We start from the raw sequence: 15576 nt of genomic DNA on the forward strand, positions 1-15576 counted from the left end.
GCGCCAACGATCAATCGCTCGACGCCATTATCGCCGCCGACAAGGCTGCGGCGCTCAAGCTCGCTCCCGTTTCACATGAAACGGAAGCCCGCCTTGATCGGTACATCGCGCTGCTCCGCGAGTGGCAGGCCAAGACCAATCTGATCGCGCCGTCGACCCTGCCAAACCTCTGGACCCGGCACATCGCCGATTCGCTCCAGCTCGTCGATCTCGCGCCGGCCGCAAAGCGCTGGGCCGACCTCGGCAGCGGCGGCGGTTTCCCCGGCGTCGTGCTCGCCTGCGCAATGGCCGAGACGCCCGGCGCCAGCGTCCATCTCGTCGAGCGAATCGCCAAGAAGGCAGCGTTCCTCCGTGAAGCAATTCGCATCACCGCGTCTCCGGGAGTCGTACATCTCGCTGAGATCGGGGATAATGTGGATAGAATCACTGGCCCTGTCGATTGCGTCACCGCGCGTGCGCTGGCTCCGTTACATCAACTCATCGGCTTTGCGGAGCCGCTGATGCGTCAAGGCGCAATGGCGCTATTTCTCAAGGGTCAAGATGTAGAGGCTGAATTGACCGAAGCCGCTAAATATTGGAGTATTCAGCCTCAACTCCATCCGAGCCGAACCGGAGACGGATGGATCGTGGAACTGACGTCCGTCGAACGGCGCAGCTGAGGCGTTCAGGGGGTGAGTGGGGAATTGCGATGAGCGTGATTGACGAGCCGCAGCCAGAACAGGCCGCCCAGGAGACCAATGAGGTCCCGCACGGTCACCCGCGCATTCTCGCGCTGGCGAATCAGAAGGGTGGCGTAGGGAAAACAACCACAGCGATCAATCTCGGCACGGCGCTCGCTGCGATCGGCGAGCGCGTCCTGATCGTCGATCTCGATCCGCAGGGCAACGCTTCGACCGGCCTCGGCATCGATCGCCGCAACCGCTCCTGCTCGACCTATGACGTGCTGGTCGGGGAAGCGGCCTTGCGTGAAGCGGTGGTCTCGACCGCGGTGCCGCGGCTGCACATCGCGCCGTCGACCATGGACCTCTCCGGTCTCGAACTCGAGCTCGGCACCACGCCGGGCCGCGCCTTCAAGCTGCGCGATGCCATCGCCGCGCTCAACAACAACGTCTCGCCGGACGCCGACTACACCTATGTGCTGATCGACTGCCCACCCTCGCTCAACCTGCTCACGGTGAACGCGATGGCGGCGTCGGACGCGATCCTGGTGCCGCTGCAATGCGAGTTCTTCGCACTCGAAGGTCTGTCGCAACTCTTGCAGACGGTGGAGCAGGTGCGCTCGACGCTCAATCCGAATCTGTCGATCCACGGCATCGTGCTGACCATGTTCGACTCGCGCAACAATCTCTCGAACCAGGTCGTCGCCGACGTCCGCCAGTTCATGGGCGAGAAGGTCTACAAGACCATGATCCCGCGCAACGTGCGCATCTCCGAGGCGCCGTCCTACGGCAAGCCGGTGCTGGTCTACGATCTCAAATGCGTCGGCAGCGAAGCTTACCTGCGTCTCGCCACCGAAGTAATCCAGCGCGAGCGCGAGCTGCGCACGACGCATTAGTGGTGCCCTAGGGTGAGCAAAGCGTCTTCGCCGTGCCCACCATCTTCCGCACATAAACAACTGGTGGGCACGCTTCGCTTTGTCCACCCTGCGATTTGAAATTCAGTTCTGGAGTGTTGCACCGTGAATCCAAGGGAGCTGGCGATGGCCGACGAAGCGCGTTCGCGACTGGGCCGGGGTCTTGCAAGTCTGATCGGTGATGTCGGCGGCGAGGCTCAGCATGTCGATCGTCCGCGCGCGCAGCGCAAGGTGCCGATCGAATTCATCAAGGCCAATCCGCGCAATCCGCGCCGCACCTTTTCCGACGCGGAGCTGAAGGAGCTCTCTGACTCCATCAAGCAGCATGGCGTGATCCAGCCGATCGTGGTGCGTCCGGTGAAGGGCGCGCATGACCGCTACGAGATCATCGCCGGCGAACGGCGCTGGCGCGCCTCGCAGATGGCCGGCCTGCACGAAGTGCCGATCGTGCCGGTCGACATCAGCGACAGCGATGCCCTGGAGTTCGCCATCGTCGAGAACGTGCAGCGCGAAGACCTCAACCCGATGGAAGAGGCGCAGGGCTATCACGCGCTCGCCAACGAGTTCAAACGCAGCCAGGACGACATCGCAAGAGTCGTCGGCAAGAGCCGCAGCCACGTCGCCAACATGATGCGGCTGACGAAGCTGCCGGCCGAGGTGCAGGCCTTCATCGCGACCGGTGAATTGACGGCGGGCCACGCCCGCGCGCTGATCGGCGTCCCCGATCCGCTCGCCGCCGCCAAGCGCATCGTCGAGGAAGGCCTCAACGTCCGCCAGGCCGAGGCGCTCGCGCACGAGGAAGGCGTGCCGGAGCGCAAGCCGCAGAAGGCACGCGCCACCGGGGGCAAGCAAAAAGACCCCGATACGATCGATCTCGAAAAGCGCGTCAGCGATGCGCTGGGTCTCAAGGTCACGGTCAATCACCGCGATCCCGGCGGCTCAGTGCAGATCAACTACCGCAACCTCGATCAGCTCGATGAGGTGATGAAGCGGCTGGCGAAGGGCGCGCTGTAGCGCCTTTTTCGACCCCAGTTTCTCCTCGCGTCATTGCGAAGGAGCGCCAGCGACGAAGCAATCCAGACTGTCTCCGCGGAGGGATACTGGATTGCTCACATGGGGATTTGGTGTGTCAAGGCGGTTTGTTCAGCTCTTTGTTCGATTGCAGGCCAGCTCTTCGTCCCGACCGTGGAGCACGTAGGATGGCGCGCGCAGATCGAGTCAAGGTCGGCCCGTAGGGCCGTCGCGAAGCGACTTGGCCTTGACTCGAGCGAGCACGCCATCAGGCTTTGGCAGTCGGGGCAGCGGGCGGATAACTCCTTTTCGTCAGGCGATCCAAGGGTCGAGCCGGTTTTTGCAATCTGGTTTGCTTGCCAGATCAAACTCACATTCGGTCGCCGCGCGGCGGCGGCTGCACCAACATTCCGCTTGCGGCGGGCAGGCTCGAGAGGACGAGACCATTCTTCGTTACGGCGTTTGAAGCCATGCAATCCATCGGTTCGTCCACCCGGATCGGCCGAGGCTGATCAATCTCGGCGGATTGGCTTTGAGGCTGAGGAGCGTGGTGTCAGGCGGCGGCCTTTATCTCGGCTCCCTCGATCACCACGCCCGCGGTCACGTACTTCCAGAGGGCCACGAGCAGCTTGCGCGCGAGCGCCACGATCGCGCGCTTGCGGCCGCGTTGGCTGTGCACCTTGAACCACTGGGTCAAAGCCGATTGAGGCTGGTGGCGTACCCAGAGCCAGGCGAGCTGGATCATCGTGGTTCTCAGGCGCGGATTGCCAGCCTTCGACACGCCTTGCTCGCGCTCGATGCCGCCACTGCGCCATGGCGTGGCTGCAAGGCCGGCATAGGATGCAATCTGGCGGCGGTTGGCGAACTGCCGGTAAAAGGCCTCCGACCAGAGAACGGCCGTGAAGTTCGGGCCCAGGCTCTTCAGTTCGAGCAGCATTGCCACCGGGTTCGATACGGTCTTCTCCCCCGCCGCCTTGCTCGCGGCCAGCAACGCATCCTGCTCGCGCTCCACCGCCGTGATCTGGTCGAGCAGCAGTTCGAGCCGGTCGAGTTCGCGGCTGATCTGCGCCTTCAGATGCGCCAGCAAGGCGCGCCCGTCGCCCGTCCGCAAGGCCTCCAGCCGCTTCCGCCGGTCTCGCCGCAGCGGCGCGTAGTCGAAGATCCCTTGCGCGAACAGAAGACCCTTGATCCGGTTCACATGCTCGATCCGCTCCGCGATCAAGGTCTCTCGCTCGCGGCACAGCCTACGGCGGTCCTCCTCTGCCGGAGAGGGCGCAACGACCATGGCGCAGACCCGTACCTCGCCGCGCTTGTAGGCCAGCAGCGTCCGCAACAGCGTCTCGCCATCCAGCCGGTCCGTCTTGGCCCGCCGGCGCCGGCGCGGCGTCGCAATCGAGGCCGGATCGACTACGTGGCTCTCGATGCCTTCCTGCTGCAGGGCGCGGTGAAGCCAGAACCCGTCCAGCCCCGCCTCCTGGATCGCGATGAGCGGATAGCTCTCACCCGTTCGCGCCTGCGCCTTGCGCTTCAGCTCCGCAAACAGCTTCAACAGTTCCGAAAGGTCGCCGGCCTTCATGCTGCGTTTGGACATCTTCTCGCCCTTGCAGGGCGACAGCGAAGTGACCAGCCATGTCGAACGGCTCAGTTCCAATGACACAAAAATTGCGCCAAACTGCGTGCGGATAGCGGCCAGTCCGTCGGAAGGATGATCGAGCAACATCGTCGTCTCCAGGTTGAATGGATTCAGCAACCCTCAGTCTGGCCTCAGACCTGGTCGCTATCCACTCCCCATGGAATCTTCGCTTCGCTCGCAATGACGTGGCGAGCGATCGGAGGCCTAACCCCGCCGCCTCGCATTCGCGGCGATCGCCATCAGCGTGCGCTGGGCGATGGCGGCGGCTAGCGTCGATTGCTTGCGGGTGTCGAGCGCGGCAGTCGCGAGCTGCTCGATGATGGCGGCGAGCCGCGCCGGGCTGAAATTGCGCAGCGCGGTTTCGACTGCGGGCTTTCGCGAAAAATGCAGGCGTGGAAAGCCGCCGTCGAGCACGGCGGAGGCCCGCGTACCGTCGGCGATCGCGAGCGCGGATTTGTGCAGCCACGCAGCCTGCCGCTGGGCGGCGGAGATGATCACGCCGGGATAGGTGCCTGCGATCATGGCCTTGGCGAATTCGGTCTCGACGATGTCGGGTCGCCCGGCAAAGGCGCCGTCGACGATCGGGTCGAGCTTCAGCTCCGACGCGTCGGCGACAACGGCCATCACGTCATCCAGCGTGACCTCGCCTTTGCCGTGGGCGTAGAGCGTCAGCTTGCGCAGCTCGTTGCGCGAAGCCTGGCGGTCGCCGCCGAGGAACGACATCAGCGCCGCGCGGGCGTCCTGCGCAATGCGCAAATTCGCGATGCGGAGCTCGTCCTCCATCAGCTTGGCAAGGTCGCGCTCGGTGTCGGGATAACAGCCGATCGCGACCGCCGTCTTGGCGCGCTCGCAAGCCTTGCGCAGCGGCGATTCCGGGCGCAGCTCGCCGGCCTCGATCACGATGCGGCAATCCTTCACGTTCATCTCGGCCAGCGTGTCGATTCCGCCAGCAAAGCTGCGCGAGCCGGCGCGAACGCGGATGGCGCGGCGGCCGCCGAACAGCGGCACGGTCATGGCTTCGTCGACGATACGCGAAGGCTCGGCGGCAAGCTCGTCGCCGTCGAGCTTGACCAGCGAGAACGGATCATTGGGATCGTCGACGGCCGATGCGATCAGGGCATCGGCGCGCTCGCGCACGAGGCCGGCATCGGGACCATAGAGCAGGATGATCGGACGGCCCGCATCGGGGCGGGCGAGGAAAGCGTCGATCTCTTTTCCACGCAGCGCGACCATGGCCTAACTGTCATCCCGGCGCGCGCGAAGCGCGAACTGCGGCGCGTTCGCGCGCCTGAGAATCTCGATCAACAATCTCTGGATTCCGGGTTCGCCCTTCGGACACCCCGGAACGACGGAAATGAACTAGGTGCCCGCGGTGAAGAACGAGGCGAGCCGGGTGGTGATGTTCTCGGCGATCTCGTTGGCGGCGCGATCCTCGGCATCGCGCACGGCGCGGGTGCGCGAGAAGCGTTGATAGGATCCCGGCATGTCATAGGATACGCGCGAGAAGGTCGAGCCGGTCATGACCGACTTGCCGGTCGCAACCTCGATCAGATTGTACTGGGCGTCGATGCCGAGATTTTCGCTGGTCGGCAGTCCCGTCGCGGCGCTGACGATCAGCGAGGAGCGGCTGGTGGTGAACCGGATGTCCAGCCGGTGGGTCGGCGGCATGCCCGTCGCCGTGCCGTAAAGCTTGAAGGCCAGCGCATTGCGGATTTCGACGCCAACGCGGGCCTCTCGGGATGCATTGGGCTTGTTGATCGGCGGGAGCTCGACCCCCATCAGCTTCTCGCGCAGGCCGGGGGTGCCGTCGGTGCGTTCGGCATACATCGGCTGGAAGCAGCCGGCCGTCAGCGCCGCCAGCGCGGCCACTGCCAGCAAGCGGGCTGCGATACGGATCCTAGCCGACAACATTGACGATCCTCTTGGGAACGATGATCACCTTGCGGACGGGCTTGCCATCCAGGGCCAGCTTTACCGCATCGAGGGCCAAAACGGCAGCCTCGATTTCCGGATTCTGGGCCGCTGTTGCAACTGTGACCTCACCCCGCTTCTTGCCGTTGACCTGGACCACCAGGGTCACGCTGTCTTCAACCAGCAAATCGCGTTCGATTTGGGGCCAATCGGCCTCCGAAACCAGTCCCTCGTGTCCAAGAATCTGCCAGCACTCTTCGGCCAGATGCGGCATCATCGGCGAGAACAGCTGGACCAGAATCTGGCTTGCTTCCCGGATCGCCCAGGCGAGATCGGCCGGGGGCTGGCCGGGGCGCTGGAGCACCTCCGAGAACGCATTGGTGAATTCGCGGATATGGGCGAGGCAGACATTGAAGTGCAGCCGCTCGATACCGGTGGTGACCTTGTCCAGCGCGCCGTGGGCGGCCTTGCGCAGGGCAGTGGCGTCCGGGCCAAAGCTGGCCGGCCGGGCTGCCGGCGCACTTTTACCGACTTCGATGGAATCGTTGACCAGCCGCCACAGCCGCTGCACGAAACGCGAGGCGCCCTGGACGCGCTCGTCGCTCCAGATCACGTCACGGTCGGGCGGGGAGTCCGACAGCATGAACCAGCGCGCGACGTCGGCGCCGTAGGTCTCGATGATGTCATCAGGATCGACCGTGTTCTTCTTCGACTTCGACATCTTCTCGATCGGGCCGATCTGGATGTCTTCGCCTGTGGTGAGCAACGTTGCGCGGCGTCCGTTGCCGCCGACCTCGACCTTCACCTCGGCCGGCTGCACGTAGGTGCCGTCGGCCTTCTGGTAGGTCTCGTGCACCACCATGCCTTGCGTGAACATGCCGGCGAACGGCTCGTCCAGCGCAATATGTCCGGTCGCCTTCATCGCGCGGGTGAAGAAGCGGCTGTAGAGCAGATGCAGGATCGCGTGCTCGACGCCGCCGATATACTGATCGACCGGCAGCATCCGGTTGGCGACCGCAGGCGTCGTCGGCGCGGCCTCATTCCAGGGATCGGTGAAGCGCGCGAAGTACCAGGACGAATCCACGAACGTGTCCATGGTGTCGGTCTCACGCTGCGCTTTGCCGCCGCATTTGGGGCAGGCGACGTGCTTCCAGTTTGGATGATGATCGAGCGCGTTGCCCGGCCTGTCGAAGGTCGCATCCTCCGGCAGCTTCACCGGCAAATCGGCATCCGGCACCGGCACCACATCGCACTTCGGACAGTGAATGACGGGAATCGGGCAGCCCCAATAGCGCTGGCGCGAAATGCCCCAGTCGCGCAGGCGGAAATTCACCTGACGTTCGCCGACCGGCGCATTGCCGCGCAGCTCGCTCTCGAGGCGCTTCGCCACCTCTTCCTTGGCCTGATCGATGGTCATGCCGTCGAGGAAGCGCGAATTGATCATACGGCCGTCACCGTCATAGGCGGTGTCGGTGATGACGAAGGACTTGGGATCCTGGCCTTCGGGGCACACGACCGGCGTGTTGCCGAGATTGTACTTGTTGACGAAGTCGAGGTCGCGCTGATCGTGCGCCGGGCAGCCGAAGATCGCGCCGGTGCCGTATTCCATCAGCACGAAATTCGCGACATAGACCGGCAGCTTCCAGGTCGGGTCGAACGGGTGCACCGCGCGGATGCCGGTGTCGAAACCCTGCTTCTCCGCGGTGTCGATGATCTCCTGGGCAGTGCCGATCTTCTTGATCTCGGCGATGAACTCCGCAAGTTTCGGGTTCTTCGCGCTAGCGGCCTGTGCCAGCGGATGATCCGCCGAGATCGCCATGAACTTCGCACCGAACAGCGTGTCCGGGCGCGTCGTGAAGATCTTCAGCTCGCTCTCGCCGGCCGGCGTCGTCGCCGCATCCAGCGCGAAGCGGATCAAGAGGCCTTCCGATCTGCCGATCCAGTTGCGCTGCATCAGCCGCACCTTGTCGGGCCAGCGTTCCAGCCCGTCCAGCGCGGACAGCAGCTCCTGCGAGTACTTCGTGATCTTGAAGACCCACTGGTTCATCTCGCGCTGTTCGACCACAGCACCCGAACGCCAGCCGCGGCCGTCGATCACCTGCTCGTTGGCGAGCACGGTCATGTCGACGGGGTCCCAGTTCACCTTCCGCTTCTCGCGCTCGGCGAGACCGGCGCGCAGGAAGTCCAGAAACATCTTCTGCTGGTGCTTGTAATAGGAGGGATCGCAGGTCGCGATCTCCCTGGACCAGTCCAGCGACAGCCCGATCGAGCGGAGCTGCTTCTTCATCGCGGCGATATTGTCGTAGGTCCAGGCCTTCGGCGCGACCTTGCGCTCGATGGCGGCATTCTCGGCCGGCAGGCCGAACGCGTCCCACCCCATCGGATGCAGCACGTTGAACCCCTTGGCGCGCATGAAGCGGGCCAGTACGTCGCCGAGCGTGTAGTTCCGGACATGGCCGATATGGATGCGCCCGGACGGGTAGGGGAACATCTCGAGCACATAATATTTCGGCCGCGGGTCGTCGTTCTTCGAGACGAAGATCGCCTGCTGGTCCCAGGTAGCTTGCCAGCGCGGTTCGGCGTCGCGGGCGTTATAGCGTTCGGAGGTCATGGAATCGTTGGGTTTTCTTGGGTTCGGCCGTCTAAAGACGGCGGACTAGGCCATAGAAGGCCTCAGGGGGTCAATGGGTTGCCGCGTTTTGAAACTTTGACCACGCCTCCGCATAACTACGAGGGCTGGCGTTGGGGTGTGATTAAGGGGTCGATGCCAATTTGCGGCCCGACAAGGCCGCATGAACGCGATGGATTCCAGCTTCGACGATCCCGATTACGACTATGCCGCGTCCGTCGCCGGGCGGGCGATGCGGAGCATGGCCGAACAGCGGATTGCACCGACCCCCGCCAATTTTGCCGTCTGGTTCCAGTATTTCGCCGGCACCCAAGACGATCTTCGCAACGCCGTCGATTTCCTGATCGACCACAATCGTCCCTTTGACGCCCGAACCAATCAGGGTCTGTTCGAGACCTATGTCGCGCCCCAGGTGGGTACCGTCGCGGTCGAGACCTCCGAGCGGCTGCAGGCACTCATGGGGGCCGCGAAGGAGTTTCTGGCGACTGCGATCGCCGACAATCATTCGCAGATGCAAGTCATCAGCCAGGTGGCCGACCAGGGCAGGGCCGGCGTCGATCCAAAACTGCTGGTCGCCCAGCTCATGAACGAGCTGGCGCGGGCCGCCACAAGGGCGACACGGCTGGAGGCAGGCTTCGCGGAAAAGACCCGCGAGCTCGACGTGATCCGCGATTCGCTGTCGAGGTCCGAGCAGCGCGCCCGGACCGACATGTTGACGGGCCTGGCGAACCGGCGGGCGCTCGATGAGTTCCTGCGCAAGGCGCAGGCGACTGCGGAATGGGGCGAGCCGCTCAGCGTGCTCTTGCTCGACATCGACCACTTCAAGTCCTTCAACGACAATTTCGGCCACGGCGTCGGCGACCAGGTGCTGCGCCTGATGGCCAAGGTGCTGCGCGAAAAGGTTCGCGCGCAGGATCTGCCGGCCCGCTATGGCGGCGAGGAGCTGATCGCGGTGCTGCCGGACGCCGATCTCGCCACTTGCACCGGGATCGCCGAACGCATCAGGCGCGCGATCGCCGAATGTACGATCACGCGCCGCTCGTCCGGCGAGACCCTGCCCAACATCAGCGTGTCGATCGGCGTGGCGCAGTACCGAGCGGGCGAGGCGATTACCGATCTGATCGAGCGTTGCGACCGCGCGCTCTATCTCGCCAAGGGCGGCGGCCGCAATCGCGTGGTGACCGAGGTCGAGCTCGAGCGGGCCGGGGCTGCGGGTTAGGCGTTAGCCGCCAGCATCATCTCAGTCGGGCCGATCTCGATCGCCTGCACGCCGTGCTCGACGACGTTGTTGCGGCCGCGATGCTTGGCGGCGTAGAGCGCGGCGTCGGCGGCTTCGATCAGGTCGCCGGGACGCAGGGTCTCATTCGGCTTTGTCGCGGCAACGCCGATCGAGACCGTGACGATCATGTGGTTCGAGGTGATGTGCGGCAGGCAGAGTTTCAGCACGGCCGCGCGCACCTGCTCGCCGATCTCAACGGCGCGCGTCACGTCGGTGTTCGGCAGCAGCAGGCAGAATTCCTCGCCGCCATAGCGCGCCGCAAACCCCATCGTGTCGGCGGCAATGCCGGACAGCTGTTCGCCGAGCCGCGTCAGGCAGGAATCGCCTTCGAGATGGCCGTAGGTATCGTTGAACAGCTTGAAATGATCGACGTCGATCATCAGGAGCGCGAGGTCGCTGCCGTACTGCTGCGCGCGCATCCACTCGAAATCGAGTCGGCCCTGGAAGCCGCGGCGATTGGCAAGCCCCGACAGCATGTCGATCGAGGCCATCACCGTCAGGCGGTCGTTGCTCGCGATCAGCTCGCGCTCGCGCTGACTGAGCTGGGCGGCCATCGCGTTGAACGCGCGGGCGAGAGGCACGAACTCGGCCGGCAGCCGACTGCGTGCCGCACGGGCCGACAGGTCGCCCTCGCCGAGACGCTTCGCCATGTCGGCGAGCATCTCGATCGGCTTGATCACCAGTTTCTCGGCGGCGATCAGCGCGCCGAGCAGGACGAACATGAGGACGAAAGCGAGCTGCAGATACGCGGTGCGGATGTCGCGGCTGACCGCTGCGGACACTTTGTCTTCGTCGATGCTGGCGATCAGGCGGGCATTGGTTCCGGCGATGCGGATAAAGCTGACCGCACGGCGGGAGCCGTCGGCGGCGAGGAAAGACAGTGAACCCTCGTCCTGGTCGGACCGCAGCGCCTTGTCGGCGATCGCGGACATCAGCGGCATGTTGTCGAGCGGACGGCCGACTGCGCTGTGCTGATCGGCCGGAGCCGCCAGCACGGTGCCCGCGCTGTCGACCAGCACCGCGATGATGCCGGCACGACCGCCCAGATTGCTCATGACCTTCGACATCCAGTCGAGATTGACGGTGGCGAGCACGACGGCATCAGGTACCCCGCTGAAGGCGGAGACCGGATAAACCGCCATGACCGTCGGTGACGGCACCGGCCGCGACATGATGAAGTCGCTCAGTATGAAGCCGCCGGTTTCCTGTGCCTGCTGGAAGTACGGCCGGTCACTGAGATCGAGGCCGACATACATGTTGTTGGTGGCGCATTGGATGCGCCCGTCCTGGCCGGCGATCAGAAGCGTGCGGATCCAGGGAAGGTTCGACGGCAGACTAGCGCGCAGCACGTCGCAGCTCTTGCTGATGCCGCCGGCGGAGGCACGGATGAAGGCTTCCGATTTCAGGATGGTCTCGACCGACGAGATCACCTCACGCTGCGCATCGGCGCTGTGCCTTGCCACCGTGGTGAATTCGGCCGCAGCTTGCGCGATCTGCCGCGCGCGCGTGTTTTCGAGCGAACGGATGCGCTCGAGCATCAAGGGCGCCACAAGAATCACCGCGAGCAACGCGAGCCGCGCCCGGATTCCGAGAACCTGCTTGAGTTTCGCTCGTTTGCGGTTGAGACTGACGCTTGCCATCTTCGCTACCACCCCATGGGCTAAGGTAAAGCGAAGGGTTCAAAAACTGTTTCTTGAACTCGGTAAAATTGGACTTAACTCCGGGCTACGAACAGCCAAGAGACGTCATGACAGAAGCCAATGCCGCGCCGGTAACCGGCCATTCACCAAACGCGCTTGCCGCGGTTGAAGCCGAAATTGCACGCGCCTGCAGGGACGCACAGCGTGATCGTGCTGCCGTGACGCTGATTGCGGTGTCCAAGACTTTCGCGGCGGATGCAATTACCCCGGTTATCGCCGCCGGGCAGCGCGTATTCGGCGAGAATCGGGTGCAGGAGGCCAAAGGCAAGTGGCCGGCGTTAACGTCTGTTTACCCCGATATCGCGCTGCATCTGATCGGGCCGCTGCAATCCAACAAGGCGAAAGACGCGGTCGCGCTGTTCGACGCCATCCATTCGGTCGATCGCCCGAGCATTTGCCAAGCATTAGCCAAGGAAATCGAATCCCAGAACAAGCACCCGCAGCTCTTCGTCCAAATCAATACCGGCGAGGAGCCGCAGAAGGCCGGCGTCGCGCCCGGCGAGGCCGACGCGTTCCTTGCAAGCTGCCGCGACACTTATGGGCTGACGATCTCCGGACTGATGTGCATACCGCCGGTCGACGAGCCGCCAGCGGCGCATTTTGCGCTGACCGCAAAGATCGCCGCGCGCAACGGGTTGAAGAATCTCTCGATGGGCATGAGCGCGGATTTTGCGACCGCCATCATGTTGGGCGCTACCCATGTGCGCGTCGGCAGCGCGATCTTCGGGCATCGGTAGCTGCCGTCGGCGAGGGCCGATGTTGCCCTAACTCTGTCGATTTCGTCATTGCGAGCGAAGCGAAGCAAACCAGAGTCCCTCCGCGGAAAGATTCTGGATTGCTTCGCCGCAAGGGCGCCTCGCAATGACGTGTGGAGAGAGATGGGCTCGCAATGATGGCGGAGTGTGCCGCGCCTACACAAATGTCACCGCCCTGCCCCTCGCCGAGCCGGATCATCTGGTTGTCGTGACGATCCCGTGGATCCTCGTCGAGCATGCCCCTCACCCGATGATGATTTTTGTTCGCGGGCCCAAGCGCCGCAGCAATTGCAGCATCGCAGATTTGGTCATGGAGACGCAGCCCGCGGTCGGGCCGAAATTGTCGCGGGCGAGGTGCAAGAACACCGCACTGCCGCGGCCGGCGATGCGTGGTCGCGTGTTGTGGTCGATCTCGACGATGAAGTCGTAGAGATGGTCTGCCCGCTTGAGCCGGTCACCGCCCTGCCCCTCGCCGAGCCGGATGCTCCGGTTGTAGTGACGATCCCGTGGATCCTCGCACCAGGCGTCCACGCCGGTGATCATCCGCGTCGGCAAGAACGTCTGGGGCCGGCTGTGCCGGTCACCCCGCCACCACAACCGCATCGGACGGAAGCTGCCCCTGGGGGTGCCGCCGTCGCCCTCGCGCTTGTTGGCCAGAATGCCGCCCCGCCCCAGCGCCACCGGGATGGTCAGTGCTCCGGCCGTCAGCCAACCCCTGCGCGGATTGCCGGCGGCAGGCCTAACACGGATCGCGGAGAGCGGCCTGGCGCTTCGATTCCTGGCGTAACCAACTGATGCTGCTTTATTTTTCATGTGAACGTGGAATGTCGGATTCATTACAGGACATTCATCAAAACGCCCTGATATTCTGAGTTAGAGTGGTTCTGGCTTGTGAATCGGTAACAGCCCACTACTTCAACACGAACAATAATAATAACGGCGACCCTAAACTTTCCCTCGCGGCTGGGTGCGGCATGGATGCGCGCCGAGCCGGACCTAAAAGGATGACCCCCCATGGCCAATGCCCGCAAGATCCTGATCGTGGATGACGATACCGATCTGCGCGATACGTTGGTGGAGCAATTATCGCTACACGAAGAATTCGAGGCTTCCGCCGTCGATACCGGCGCTAAGGGTGCGAGCGCCGCCAAAGCCAATTCTCCCGATCTCGTCCTGATGGATGTCGGACTGCCCGACACCGACGGCCGCGAGGTTGTCCGCTCCTTGCGGAAGGGCGGCTTCAAGGCGCCGATCATCATGCTGACCGGGCATGACACCGATTCCGACACGATCTTGGGCCTGGAATCCGGCGCCAACGACTATGTGGCAAAGCCGTTCCGCTTCGCCGTTCTGCTGGCCCGCATCCGCGCCCAGCTTCGCCAGCACGAGGCCAGCGAGGACGCGGTGTTCTCGGTCGGCCCCTACTCCTTCCGCCCGGGCTCGAAGATGCTGACCGCGGCCAATGCGCGCAAGGTCCGCCTCACCGAGAAGGAAACCGCCATTCTGCGTTTCCTTTACCGCGCCGGCCAGATGCCGGTGTCGCGCGAGACCCTGCTCCAGGAGGTCTGGGGCTATAATTCCGGCGTCACCACCCATACGCTGGAAACCCACATCTACCGCCTTCGCCAGAAGATCGAGAAGGATGCGGCCAACCCGGAAATCCTGGTCACGGAAGCCGGTGGCTACAAGCTGGTGCCGTGATACGCTTCGGGGGCGCGCGAATCGTTTTAGATGGCGTGCCCTTGAGCCTCGGACCTGAATGTCAATCGACGACGACGTAGCGCTTCTCGAGCGTGTCCCGACACTGCGGCTGTTGGGAGACGCCTCGTTGCGCATGCTGGCGATCGGTTCCGAGCAGCGCGATTTCGTCCGCGGCGACGTCCTGTTCAATCTCGGCGACGCCGCCGATGCCGGCTTCGTGGTCCAGCGCGGCGCCTTCCGGGTTGAGGACGGCGCCGGCGCCGAGATGATCGCAGGTCCCGGCGCGCTGATCGGCGAGCTCGCGCTGGTGGTGCCGATGAAGCGGCCGTCGAGCGCGATCGCGCTGGAGCATTCCTCCGTCATCCGCGTCGCGCGCAGCCTGTTCCAGCGTGTGCTCGAAAGCGATCCCGCCGCGGCCGTACGCCTGCGCGACGAATTCGCGGTGCGCTCCAGCCAGATCGCCAGCGATATCTTGATGGCGGGCGCGAAGCTGACGTCGTAGCTCTCTCCGCTCGTCATTCCGGGCGCACCACAGCTCGCGCTCCGCGCGCCCCGCAATGACAGGGCCTCACACCTCCAGCGTCACCGTGACAGGCACGTGATCCGACGGCCGCTCCCAGCTGCGCGCGTCGCGCAGAATCCTGAAATCCTGCACCGCGTCTTTCAGCGCGCGCGAGACCCAGATGTGATCGAGCCTGCGGCCGCGGTCACCGACGGTCCAGTCGGCGGAGCGGTAGCTCCACCACGTATAGACCTTCTCCGACATCGGAATGCGCTCGCGCGCGACGTCGACCCATTCGCCGGCGGCGAGTGCCGCCTTCAGCTTCTCGGTTTCGACGGGCGTGTGCGAGACGACTTTCAGAAGCTGCTTGTGCGACCAGACGTCGTTCTCGTGCGGGGCAACGTTGAGATCGCCGACCAGGATATGGCGATCCTCACCGCGCGGATGCAGCGGCTCGCACGCCGTCATCTCGTCGAGGAAGCGAAGCTTGTGGTCGAATTTCTCGTTCAGCGCGGGATCGGGAATGTCGCCGCCCGCGGGCACGTAGAAATTATGCAGCACCAGCGGCTTTGCGATGCCCGCGTTCTCGCCGAACGACACCGAGATGTGCCGCGAATCCACCTTATCGCAGAAGGTGCGGATGTCCTTCGATTCGAACGGAATCTTCGAGACGATGGCGACGCCGTGATAGCCCTTCTGACCGTTCAGCGCGACGTGCTCGTAGCCGAGCCGCTTGAAGCGCTTCATCGGAAAGGCGTCGTCGATGCACTTGGTCTCCTGCAGGCACAGCACCTCCGGTCGCGCGCTCTTGACAAATTTCGCGACCAGATCGATGCGCAGCCGCACCGAATTGATGTTCCAGGTTGTCAGGGAAAGACGCAT

At 64.1% G+C, this 15576-nt stretch carries 14 protein-coding genes; 7 read left to right on the forward strand and 7 right to left on the reverse strand.

The window, feature by feature from the left end; genetic code table 11:
• Positions 1–26: 26 nt before the first annotated feature.
• From rsmG to BRAD3257_RS00995, 3 genes are all read left to right on the forward strand, one after another.
• Positions 27–659, forward strand: a complete 633-nt coding sequence (gene rsmG, locus BRAD3257_RS00985) for a 16S rRNA (guanine(527)-N(7))-methyltransferase RsmG (RefSeq protein ID WP_174221620.1) — start codon at positions 27–29, stop codon at positions 657–659.
• Between the two features lie 29 nt (positions 660–688).
• Positions 689–1555, forward strand: coding sequence for a ParA family protein (locus BRAD3257_RS00990; protein WP_027574116.1), 867 nt, complete (start codon positions 689–691; stop codon positions 1553–1555).
• Between the two features lie 144 nt (positions 1556–1699).
• On the forward strand, positions 1700–2587 hold the full coding sequence (locus BRAD3257_RS00995; RefSeq protein ID WP_162500052.1) for a ParB/RepB/Spo0J family partition protein: 888 nt from the start codon (positions 1700–1702) through the stop codon (positions 2585–2587).
• Between the two features lie 550 nt (positions 2588–3137).
• On the opposite strand, the gene BRAD3257_RS01000 is transcribed toward BRAD3257_RS00995, so the two are convergent.
• From BRAD3257_RS01000 to leuS, 4 genes are all read right to left on the reverse strand, one after another.
• On the reverse strand, positions 3138–4304 hold the full coding sequence (locus BRAD3257_RS01000) for an IS110 family RNA-guided transposase (protein WP_122406309.1): 1167 nt from the start codon (positions 4302–4304) through the stop codon (positions 3138–3140).
• Between the two features lie 117 nt (positions 4305–4421).
• Entirely contained in the window at positions 4422–5450 is a 1029-nt protein-coding gene (gene holA / locus BRAD3257_RS01005; protein WP_122400266.1) for a DNA polymerase III subunit delta, read from the reverse strand.
• A gap of 126 nt (positions 5451–5576) precedes the next feature.
• A complete protein-coding gene (lptE, locus tag BRAD3257_RS01010; RefSeq protein WP_122400267.1) occupies positions 5577–6128 on the reverse strand; it encodes an LPS assembly lipoprotein LptE in 552 nt (183 codons plus the stop codon).
• The gene (gene leuS / locus BRAD3257_RS01015; protein ID WP_122400268.1) at positions 6115–8739 is read right to left on the reverse strand and encodes a leucine--tRNA ligase; all 2625 of its coding nucleotides are present in this window, start codon (positions 8737–8739) and stop codon (positions 6115–6117) included. Before leuS ends, lptE begins: the two co-directional genes overlap by 14 nt.
• Positions 8740–8929: 190 nt before the next feature.
• Here leuS and BRAD3257_RS01020 point away from each other — a divergent pair, with 190 nt between their 5' ends.
• Complete coding sequence (locus BRAD3257_RS01020) at positions 8930–9976, forward strand: GGDEF domain-containing protein (RefSeq protein WP_174221621.1); 1047 nt, start codon at positions 8930–8932, stop codon at positions 9974–9976.
• On the opposite strand, the gene BRAD3257_RS01025 is transcribed toward BRAD3257_RS01020, so the two are convergent.
• Positions 9973–11676 (reverse strand): diguanylate cyclase domain-containing protein, encoded by a 1704-nt coding sequence (locus BRAD3257_RS01025; protein WP_122400269.1) that lies wholly within the window; start codon positions 11674–11676, stop codon positions 9973–9975. The two genes, BRAD3257_RS01020 and BRAD3257_RS01025, sit on opposite strands and share 4 nt — an antisense overlap.
• A 107-nt stretch (positions 11677–11783) precedes the next feature.
• Between BRAD3257_RS01025 and BRAD3257_RS01030 the strand changes: the two genes are divergently transcribed.
• Positions 11784–12473: a YggS family pyridoxal phosphate-dependent enzyme gene (locus BRAD3257_RS01030; protein ID WP_122400270.1), complete on the forward strand. Its 690-nt coding sequence runs from the start codon at positions 11784–11786 to the stop codon at positions 12471–12473.
• Between the two features lie 261 nt (positions 12474–12734).
• Here the strand turns inward: BRAD3257_RS01030 and BRAD3257_RS01035 are convergent, their stop codons facing one another.
• On the reverse strand, positions 12735–13304 hold the full coding sequence (locus tag BRAD3257_RS01035) for a L,D-transpeptidase family protein (protein ID WP_162500053.1): 570 nt from the start codon (positions 13302–13304) through the stop codon (positions 12735–12737).
• Between the two features lie 201 nt (positions 13305–13505).
• Here BRAD3257_RS01035 and BRAD3257_RS01040 point away from each other — a divergent pair, with 201 nt between their 5' ends.
• A complete protein-coding gene (locus tag BRAD3257_RS01040; protein WP_008142830.1) occupies positions 13506–14192 on the forward strand; it encodes a response regulator transcription factor in 687 nt (228 codons plus the stop codon).
• A gap of 58 nt (positions 14193–14250) precedes the next feature.
• Positions 14251–14694, forward strand: a complete 444-nt coding sequence (locus BRAD3257_RS01045) for a cyclic nucleotide-binding domain-containing protein (RefSeq protein ID WP_122400272.1) — start codon at positions 14251–14253, stop codon at positions 14692–14694.
• Between the two features lie 66 nt (positions 14695–14760).
• Here the strand turns inward: BRAD3257_RS01045 and xth are convergent, their stop codons facing one another.
• The gene (xth, locus tag BRAD3257_RS01050) at positions 14761–15576 is read right to left on the reverse strand and encodes an exodeoxyribonuclease III (RefSeq protein ID WP_122400273.1); all 816 of its coding nucleotides are present in this window, start codon (positions 15574–15576) and stop codon (positions 14761–14763) included.

Source organism: Bradyrhizobium vignae, assembly GCF_900324035.1.
In the GTDB taxonomy this organism is placed as follows: Bacteria; Pseudomonadota; Alphaproteobacteria; order Rhizobiales; family Xanthobacteraceae; genus Bradyrhizobium; species Bradyrhizobium vignae.